Origin of the sequence: Paenibacillus sp. OK060, assembly GCF_900101205.1 — a bacterium.
Classification (GTDB): Bacteria; Bacillota; Bacilli; order Paenibacillales; family Paenibacillaceae; genus Paenibacillus; species Paenibacillus marchantiae.
This window is the reverse complement of sequence record NZ_FNFR01000002.1, coordinates 1,219,688-1,228,895: the sequence shown is the minus strand read 5'-3', so window position 1 is coordinate 1,228,895 and position 9,208 is coordinate 1,219,688. Positions and strand designations below refer to the sequence as shown.

Annotated in this window: 8 protein-coding genes and 1 tRNA gene; 7 read left to right on the top strand and 2 right to left on the bottom strand. The window is 43.5% G+C overall.

Annotation, left to right across the window (positions count from 1 at the left end):
- Positions 1–200: 200 nt before the first annotated feature.
- Positions 201–437, bottom strand: coding sequence for a hypothetical protein (locus tag BLS14_RS11895; RefSeq protein WP_053784208.1), 237 nt, complete (start codon positions 435–437; stop codon positions 201–203).
- 207 nt (positions 438–644) lie between these two features.
- Here BLS14_RS11895 and BLS14_RS11890 point away from each other — a divergent pair, with 207 nt between their 5' ends.
- The 3 genes from BLS14_RS11890 (at position 645) to BLS14_RS11880 (ending at position 4,620) form a co-directional block, all read left to right on the top strand.
- Positions 645–1,094, top strand: coding sequence for a general stress protein (locus BLS14_RS11890; RefSeq protein WP_090951690.1), 450 nt, complete (start codon positions 645–647; stop codon positions 1,092–1,094).
- A gap of 238 nt (positions 1,095–1,332) precedes the next feature.
- Positions 1,333–1,418: transfer RNA gene (locus BLS14_RS11885), tRNA-Leu, on the top strand.
- A 280-nt stretch (positions 1,419–1,698) separates the two neighbouring features.
- Positions 1,699–4,620, top strand: coding sequence for an insulinase family protein (locus tag BLS14_RS11880; RefSeq protein ID WP_090810800.1), 2,922 nt, complete (start codon positions 1,699–1,701; stop codon positions 4,618–4,620).
- Positions 4,621–4,778: 158 nt separating this feature from the next.
- Here the strand turns inward: BLS14_RS11880 and BLS14_RS11875 are convergent, their stop codons facing one another.
- Positions 4,779–5,486: a helix-turn-helix domain-containing protein gene (locus BLS14_RS11875; RefSeq protein ID WP_072735384.1), complete on the bottom strand. Its 708-nt coding sequence runs from the start codon at positions 5,484–5,486 to the stop codon at positions 4,779–4,781.
- Between the two features lie 247 nt (positions 5,487–5,733).
- Between BLS14_RS11875 and BLS14_RS11870 the strand changes: the two genes are divergently transcribed.
- From BLS14_RS11870 to BLS14_RS11855, 4 genes are all read left to right on the top strand, one after another.
- A complete protein-coding gene (locus BLS14_RS11870; RefSeq protein ID WP_090951687.1) occupies positions 5,734–6,954 on the top strand; it encodes a MalY/PatB family protein in 1,221 nt (406 codons plus the stop codon).
- A 274-nt stretch (positions 6,955–7,228) separates the two neighbouring features.
- Positions 7,229–7,897: a uracil-DNA glycosylase gene (ung, locus tag BLS14_RS11865; protein ID WP_072735402.1), complete on the top strand. Its 669-nt coding sequence runs from the start codon at positions 7,229–7,231 to the stop codon at positions 7,895–7,897.
- Between the two features lie 14 nt (positions 7,898–7,911).
- On the top strand, positions 7,912–8,337 hold the full coding sequence (locus BLS14_RS11860; RefSeq protein ID WP_125477324.1) for a hypothetical protein: 426 nt from the start codon (positions 7,912–7,914) through the stop codon (positions 8,335–8,337).
- A gap of 233 nt (positions 8,338–8,570) precedes the next feature.
- Positions 8,571–9,155 carry an LOG family protein gene (locus BLS14_RS11855; protein ID WP_072735382.1) on the top strand — a complete coding sequence of 195 codons (585 nt, stop codon included), beginning with the start codon at positions 8,571–8,573 and terminating at the stop codon, positions 9,153–9,155.
- The last annotated feature ends 53 nt before the right edge of the window (positions 9,156–9,208 follow it).

The window sequence follows — 9,208 nt, the reverse complement described above, 5'->3', positions numbered from 1 at the left end:
CTCCTTCAGTACCATTCTGATATCTATGAATGGCTTTCAATTTCTCATCTAAACTGAATTTAGGCAAAAAAACTGCACCTCCATTGTTAGTCGTGGCTAACAAATGGGGTGCAGTTCATGATGCGTCTGGTTTTATTTTATGAATGACGAAATAAACACGTCTAGTTCACGTATAAATACATGAAGTGCTTGTTCCCTGTTTACAGATCAGCCGTACACAACTGCATTCCACTTAAATGATGAGAGCGAATGCTTAACAGACGTGTGACTTGTTCTACTTCGTCGAATGGAATCCACAGGCTTCCGTGAACTGTCCGTAAGGAAAGAATGGAAGCATCGGCTGTACGTTCCGGAAATCCAGTTACCGTTTGTCCACTTGTATTACGAACGATGATTTGTTGTTTGCGTCGAATGGCAATTTCTACCTCTTTTTTCATATGTCATTGCTCCTGGTTATGGAATAGTAATTCGATATGTCAATAATTTCAATGGTTAATTTGTCTTCTTTATCTAGTCTATCAGAACTAGGTATAGATTTCCAGATCAGAAATTAAATTTTACATAGGTGAAAGGACTTATTATATGATATCCGTTTTTGAAGAAGCAACCAGGGTTATATAAGGGTAAAAGGAGGGGGAAGTATAATGACACAATTGCTTATCGGACTCGTACGCACGGAGAATGAAGCCATTATCATGTTAAATAAATTGAAAGAGGAAGGTATAGCAGATAAATATTTGGGTGCGGTAGCCAAAGAACAGGTTAATCTCGAAGTGGTAAGCGAGAAGACTGGTTTGCCTATGCCTCTGAAGGGCGCAGGATCAGACGGTGCACTAGGCGTGCTTAAAGGGGTGCTTGCTGGTCTGGGCAAGCGGATGGATCAGACGATGTCCATCGGAAAAGCGGTACGCAAACTTGCAGGCAACGAGATTGGAAATGAAACGGATGATCTGGTGCTTACCTTAACCGAAGCAGGGGTCTCTGAAGAAGATGCTAATTACTATGAAGATTGGCTGGTACAGGGGCATATCCTGGTGGTTGTGGAATGCAGCGAGGAAGAGGCAGACCGAATTGCACCTATTCTTCTTTTTTAGTTTAATTTAAGCCTGATTTTAGGTTTCTTTAATGTTGGGGAGGTATTCTTATTTCACACCTCCCTTAATATAGATGGTTTAAAGAAAGTTCGGGACCGCAACTCGAACTTTCTAGGCACTGCTCGCTAACGCTGGCAGTGCCTGTTTCATTTTTTTTTGGATAATTTTATATTAAGGTATTGCAAAGCTATAAATTTCATGGTAAGATATTTCTTGTCGCCAAGAAATACATACCCATGCCGGGGTGGCGGAATTGGCAGACGCACAGGACTTAAAATCCTGCGGTAGGTGACTACCGTACCGGTTCGATCCCGGTCCTCGGCATCTTAAGAAAAGATCGCATGACACTTGTTAAACAAGTTGTTCATGCGATCTTTTTTTTGTTTGAAAATTTTAATTTTTATGATTTTCTGCTGTACCATTCAGTTCATAAACATTAAAAAACGATAATACATATCAGATGACATCTGTGGTGCTGCCCGTTAGGAAGACATGCAACGATAGTGTATACTATCCGTAGGCATAAATTACCTTTAACTTTGAACTTGAAGAACTCAAGGTTGCATATCAAACTAAACAATTTTATGGACGGAGGACTCGACCCATGTTGAAACAGCTTAAGCCCTATAAGGTGCTGCAGGAACGCAGAATCGAAGAGTTGAAGTCAGATGCGTATCTCCTGGAACATCAGAAATCCGGAGCCAAAATTGTACTCTTATCTAATCAGGATGATAATAAAGTGTTCAGTATCGGTTTCCGTACTCCTCCGGAAGACAATACAGGTGTAGCTCACATTCTGGAACATTCCGTACTGTGTGGCTCCAAGAAATTTCCGGCCAAGGATTCCTTTGTTGAATTGCTGAAGGGTTCTCTTAATACATTTCTGAATGCGATGACATATCCAGATAAAACGATCTATCCGATTGCAAGTCGGAATGATCATGACTTCCATAACCTGATGGATATTTATCTGGATGCGGTACTCCACACAAATATTTATAATAATGAAAAAATATTTCTGCAGGAGGGTTGGAATTACAACCTGACCTCAGCTGAAGATGAGTTAACCTATAACGGCGTTGTATATAACGAGATGAAGGGTGCATTTTCTTCCCCGGAACGAATTGTGCGCAGAGAAGTCCTGAATTCACTTTTCCCGGATACTACATATTCCTGTGAATCAGGCGGATTTCCCGATGCCATTCCCGATCTGACCTATCAAGGCTTGCTGGATTTCCACTCCAGATACTATCATCCGTCCAACAGCTTCATTTATTTGTATGGGGATATGGATATGGAAGAGAAATTGCAGTGGTTAGATGAGAACTATCTGAGTGAATATGACCGGATCGAGATCGATTCTGCCATTCAGCTTCAACCTGCATTCGGAGAAAGAGTGGACGCAGTCAAGACATATTCTGCCGGAAGTACTGAATCAGAAGTGGATAACAGTTTTTTGACCTATAATGCGGTTATTGGAACAAGTCTGGACAAGGAATTAAACATATCGTTTCAAATTTTGCTGTACGCATTGCTTAACGCTCCAGGAGCGGTTCTGAAGCAGGCTTTATTGGATAAGGGCATTGCGAAAGATGTATATGGTACGTATGATGACAGCCTGTATCAGCCCGTGTTCACCGTTGGATTGAAGAAGAGCAATCTGGCGAGCAAAGAAGATTTTCTGGGGACGGTAAAAGAGGTGCTTGAGCGTGTTGTGAAGGAAGGTTTTGATCCAAAAGCGCTGCTCGCAGGTATCAATTCCTATGAGTTCAACCACCGTGAAGCGGATTATGGAAGAATGCCCAAAGGATTAATCTACGGTTTCTCCTCATTGCAAAGCTGGCTGTATGATGTCGAAGCGCCATTTACTCATTTGGAAGCGAATGACGTATTCGCCGAGCTCAGAACGAAGATGACCGAGGGTTACTTTGAGAAGTTGATTGAGACGTATTTACTGCAAAATACACATACTTCTTTCGTTGCTGTCACGCCGGATAAAGGATTGAACGCACGCAAAGAGGAAGCGCTGAAAGCACATCTGAAATCAGTTCAGGCTGGACTGAGTCAGGAAGAGATTCAGCAACTCATTCAGAGAACCGAGGCTCTTGCCGAGTACCAGAATGCACCATCAACCAAGGAACAACAGCAGGTCATTCCGACGTTGTCGATAGAGGATATTGAACCGAAAGCATCGACGCTGTATCAGACGGTAAATCAGGTCGAAGGTACAACGGTACTGCACCATAATATCTATACGAATGGGATCGGTTATCTGAGACTGTTGTTCGATATTAAGGAAGTCCCACGGCGTTTGCTGCCGTATGTTGGATTGCTGAAAAGTGTGCTCGGTTACGTCGACACTCAGAATTTCTCATTTAATGAATTGTCAAATGAGATTCACATTCATTCCGGGGGAATTCATAGTGGCATCGGTACGTATGCAAACGCGCATGAGCACCGTGATTTCAAGGCTACGTATGAATTCAACGCCAAAGTACTCTATGACAAACTTGGATTTGCTTTTGACATGATCAAGGAAATTGTGTTTACGTCCAAATTTGATGATTCGAAGCGTTTATACGAAATTATTGCCCAGTTGAAAGGCAACTTGCAGCGCAATCTGATCAGCGGAGGGCATTCAGCGGGAATTGGCCGTTCGACCTCTAAACACTCGGCTGTCGCAGACTTCAGGGAAGCGGTTAGTGGCATCGCCTTTTACCAGTGGCTTGAGGAGCTTCAGGCGAACTTTGAGGCTAGAAAAGAAGAACTGTCGACCAGCCTTCAATCGTTGACTAGCTTTATTTTCAGACCGGAAAACTTGCTGGTGAGTTACACTGCGGATGATCAGGGATATGCAGGCTTGGAGAAACAGGTATCCGATTTGAAAGCGAAGCTGTTCACCCAAGATGTTGCCAAAGAAAAAGAGGCATTTACACCTGTACATCACAAAGAAGGATTCAGATCTCCATCTGAAGTCCAATATGTCGTTCAAACAGGTAATTTTATCGATAAAGGGTATTCGTATACCGGCTCGCTGCGTGTCTTGCAGGGGATTCTTTCTCTGGATTATTTGTGGAACAATATTAGGGCCAAAGGCGGAGCATACGGCTGCATGTCAGGCTTCAGACGTAACGGAGACAGCTATGTAGCATCGTACCGCGACCCGAATCTCGAAAAAACATACAAAGTTTATGAAGAGATGCCGCAATACCTGAAGGATTTCAAAGCAGATAAACGGGAAATGACGAGATATATCATTGGAGCCATCCAGGACCTCGATACACCAAGGACCCCTTATGGCGAAGGATCATTCTCTCTGGAATGTTATCTGTCTAATGTCACCGAAGCCGATCTTCAGAAAGAACGGGATGAAGTGCTAAGCACAACAGAAAGTGACATTATAGGTTTTGCCGAAGTGGTATCCGCTATATTGGAACAGCAGCAACGCTGTGTTATCGGTAATGAAAACAAGATTGAAGACCAGAAGCAATTATTTGACGAAACCCTTGATTTGATCAAGAATTAATCGAATAATACATCAAAGTCGAAGTGTGAAGTAATAAACATCTGATCCCAAAGGGCGCTTTTATGAGCTGTAATAGCTTATAATTGCCGCCCTTTTCTTGTTATATAGGGGTTATTTCCCAATCAATGCAATCTGATTCATCAGCTTCTGTTGAAAATTTAGGTGACGGCGAGCATATTATAGATCTTTAACGTACGCAGATCTTCTTTAGACATTTTTAGCTCGTTATATAACTCCTGATTTTCAGGCAAGGGTGTTCGAGAGAATAGCATTTTTAAAGCGATGGGCATAAAGGGACGGAAGGATACACCTGCCATCAAACCCCACTTTTTCTCGGATTCCTGAAAAGATGCCAGAATGTTAATATACAGATTCTCCAGCGGTGTAGCCTGATTTTTCAGAATCAGCGTGGTGAGTGTGTCGTAATGCTCGGTGTGGCCCCAATACATATTTTCGCATTCCTGATAATTTTCAAAATTCTTGACGTTCATATACATCACGGTTCGATAACGATTCGCGTCCGACTGTGCCATCATGTCAATGACACAACGAATGAGGCTGTTATTGCGCCCGTCATAAAAATACGAATAAAACCGCGTGGAATTTTTGAAAAAGCTGGACGGTACCGTATTCATAAGAGGAGAGGCTTGCTTGGGTTCAATATACAGCAGCTGCTCCACCTGAATGTTCAATGAATCAGCAATTTGATGCAGCGTAACCACATCAAGTGTAATATCACCGCTCTCATATTTGGACAGAGTAGCTTTACTTTTGTGAATCTGATCCGCCAGCTGCTGGACCGTTAACCCTTTCCATTTGCGAAAATTACGGATTTTCTTGCCCACTTCTTTGTTGATGGTGTTCATATCGGATCTCCTTCTGTTAAGTTTCTTAAGAATATGAGAAAAGGTGAAACCCCTTGGTAAAATCAATCTATACGAAAAATATAACACTTTTTTCATGAAAATACCTATTATGACGAAACATTAAGATGGATTTGTTTCTTCTGAATAGATTGTATTGCGTTTGATGTAACTTCTAAGCCATGAAATAATGTGTCTAACAGAACCTAATCCCAGGATGGAGAACAGAGAGAAAGAGGCGCAGAAGGCTATGAAGTATGATTTCGATGAGATTATTGATCGCACAGGAACCAATGCCATGAATACGGATGGTTTCCGTCAATATATTTTTAATGCAACAGAAGATATGAAATTTCCCTTTAAGGATGAAGAATTTATTCGCATGTGGATTGCAGATATGGAGTTTGCCACACCTCCCGAAATACGGGAAGCAGTTAAGGAGCGTTTGGACCGTAAAATTATGGGGTACTCCCAGGTGTTCGATCCGGCATACTACGAAGCTGTCTCCAACTGGATGAACAGATACTATGACTGGTCCTTTCCCAAGGAGCATCTGGAGACATCACATGGGATCATTCCTGCTCTATATGAATTAGTTGAATATATTTGCAAGCCGAATGAGAAGGTGCTGATTGTGACGCCCTCCTATGGTTATTTTAAATCGGCTGCGGAGCATAATCATATTGAACTAGTTTGCTCAGATTTGATCAACGAGCAGGGACATTATTCAATAGACTTTGCAGATTTTGAAGCCAAAGCCAGTGATGAACAAGTTACGTTATGTATTTTTTGCAATCCGCATAATCCGTCTGGACGCGTATGGACAACAGAAGAGTTACAACGTGTGGGTGAGATCTGTCTGAGCCATAACGTGTGGGTAATCTCGGATGAAATTCACTGTGACTTGCTGCGTACAGGTAAGAAGCATACGCCTCTTGCCAAGCTGTTCCCGGATACGGATCGAATCATTACCTGTATGTCTCCAAGCAAAACGTTCAATATGGCGGGCCTAATGTTCTCCAATGTGATTATTGCAAATGAAGGACTCCGAACGATCTGGCAGAAACGGCATTATGGGTTCAAAAATCCGCTGAGCATTGCAGCGACTCAAGCGGCTTACGAACATGGCGACGAATGGCTGAAACAGTTGAAAACGTATCTTGATGACAATTTTGCCTTTGTGGATCAATATGTGAAGCGTTATCTGCCACAGGCGGTATTTCATATTCCGGAAGCTACGTATCTGGCATGGATTGATATTACGGCATATGTCCCCGCAAATGTAAACCTGCCTTTATTTTTCGCTGAACAAGCGGGGGTATTACTTGAAGATGGACATATGTTTGTAGCTAATGGAGGCGGGTGTATCCGTCTAAACTTGGCATGTCCGCGTTCGGTTCTTGAAGAGGGACTCAGAAGAATAAGCACTCTATTGGTCAATAAAGATGAGGGCGTACCCGTTCAAGTCTGATTAAGTTATCTATAAACAAGGTACTAGATTGCTTTAACTCTGTTGTACAGATTCAGAGCGCATCAATTTACAACGATAGATATTCCATGCTCGGTCTGAAGTAACGTTAGTTATAGAGGCAACCCTATCCCCTGATGTACACTTCTGGTCTGCTGTCCCCGGTTATGTTAAAATGGTGGATAGTCTATGAGTCGTAGGATACGGCTCACGCAGGTGGCAGTTCGTTATGTGGACTGCACGGATATGTATTCATCAGGGAAAGGAGCCTTTACATATGTTTGGAAATGATTGGGACTCTGTACTTCAGGAAGAGACTGAAGCCGAGTATTTCAACAACATTCGTTATGCACTCGCCGCCGAGTATAAAACACAGACCATCTTTCCACCCAAGGAAGATTTGTTCTCGGCTCTTAAACTGACCCCGTATCATAAGGTCAAAGCCGTTATTATCGGTCAGGACCCTTATCACGGAGCGGGTCAGGCTCAGGGATTAAGTTTCTCAGTCAGACCGGGGGTGCGCGTTCCTCCTTCTTTGAAAAATATATATAAGGAGCTTCACGCGGATCTGGGTCTGCCGATTCCGAATCACGGATCGCTGGTTCATTGGGCAGAGCAGGGCGTGCTGCTGCTTAATGCGGTTCTGACGGTACGGGAAGGGCAGCCGAACTCCCATCAGGGACTGGGATGGCAGACGTTTACAGACGCTGTCATCCGGGCATTGAATGAACGTTCAGAACCGATGGTATTTATGCTTTGGGGCAGTCATGCCCAGAAGAAAGGGGCATTCATTAACCGGGATAAACATCTGGTGTTGGAGTCTACGCATCCAAGTCCGCTTGCAGCACATCGTGGCTTCATGGGCAGTCGTCCTTTTTCCAAAGCCAATGAATTTTTGACCTCCAAAGGTATTGAACCGATTGATTGGACGATACCGGAAAACTAGACAAACGGGGGGCGATGGCATTGCGACATTGGGTAGGACGGAAAGTAGCCGTATATCGTGCAACCGGCATACGAGAGCCACTGAAAGGAACACTGGTCGAGTGGGATGAAGAAGCGGATTGTGTACGAATCGGACCCAAGCGGATCAAGGTATCGTTCGACAATATCGCAATGATCCGGCCTCTGCCTGAAGAGAGCCTTCCCTTGAAAAAAGCGCGATCCGAGGTGCATAAGGTTGGATATGTGATGAAAAAGGCCGTACAATTTGAAAATGCCATCTATTTCAAATCACAGGTTATGATTTGGCGTCGGGCCAAAATTGTAGCATTATCCACAACGATTATACGTCATGATGATGATCAGGTTGAGCTTGCAGACGGCCGGATTCTTCGTAAGGACAAGCATATGTTTGTGGTGCGCTCACGGCGTGGAATACGATAAGTCGGTTGATATTTAATATTCATTTCATGCAAAGATCATATGGATTTAATGTTTGGCCTTTATAGTAAACAGTAACAACCCCTTCTAAATGATGTGTACTAATTATGGGAGCCCGACCGGCTGCAAACGGTCGGGTGTTTTTTTATTCACTTGAGTATGATGAGTGATGTAACATAGTATTTACATTCATGTTATACACTAATGAAATAGATCATGAGAAGGAGTGAAACCCATTGAAACGTATATGTGTTTTTGCAGGCTCCAACCCGGGAAATCACCCCGATTACACACAGCAGGCTATTAAATTGGGTAAACAGATCGCCGATAGCGGGTACGCACTCGTCTATGGGGGGTCATGTATGGGATTAATGGGTGCAGTCGCGGATGCTGCTCTGGAGCAGGGTGGAGAAGTAATTGGTGTCATGCCGACTGGCTTGTTCCGGGGAGAGGTCGTACATGGAGGTCTTACGCAGCTGATTGAAGTGGGAACGATGCATGAACGCAAGGCAACGATGGCCGAGCTGTCCGACGGATTTGTGGCTCTTCCTGGTGGTATGGGTACATTTGAAGAACTATTTGAGGTTCTTTGCTGGGCACAAATTGGCATTCATCGTAAACCTGTTGGTTTGTTAAATGTAAACGGATATTACGAGCCGTTGATGAAAATGGTTGAGCATAGCGTGCATGAAGGATTTTCCAATACATCACATCTCAGTCTATGGAGTCTGGAATCTGATCCGGCTGAACTATTGAATCGGATGTCATCCTATATTCCGGCACAGTTGACCCAGAAGTGGTCACAGCTTCAGGATAAATAACTACCCGCTCCAGCGGAAAACTTTCCGATGTGCCCAAGCAAGTTCCCTCCCCA

Coding starts and splice junctions, on each gene's coding strand:
- BLS14_RS11870 (WP_090951687.1), top strand. CDS start 5,734: ATGAAGTATGATTTCGATGAGATTATTGATCGCACAGGAACCAATGCC.
- BLS14_RS11895 (WP_053784208.1), bottom strand. CDS start 437: ATGAAAAAAGAGGTAGAAATTGCCATTCGACGCAAACAACAAATCATC.
- BLS14_RS11880 (WP_090810800.1), top strand. CDS start 1,699: ATGTTGAAACAGCTTAAGCCCTATAAGGTGCTGCAGGAACGCAGAATC.
- ung (WP_072735402.1), top strand. CDS start 7,229: ATGTTTGGAAATGATTGGGACTCTGTACTTCAGGAAGAGACTGAAGCC.
- BLS14_RS11860 (WP_125477324.1), top strand. CDS start 7,912: ATGGCATTGCGACATTGGGTAGGACGGAAAGTAGCCGTATATCGTGCA.
- BLS14_RS11875 (WP_072735384.1), bottom strand. CDS start 5,486: ATGAACACCATCAACAAAGAAGTGGGCAAGAAAATCCGTAATTTTCGC.
- BLS14_RS11890 (WP_090951690.1), top strand. CDS start 645: ATGACACAATTGCTTATCGGACTCGTACGCACGGAGAATGAAGCCATT.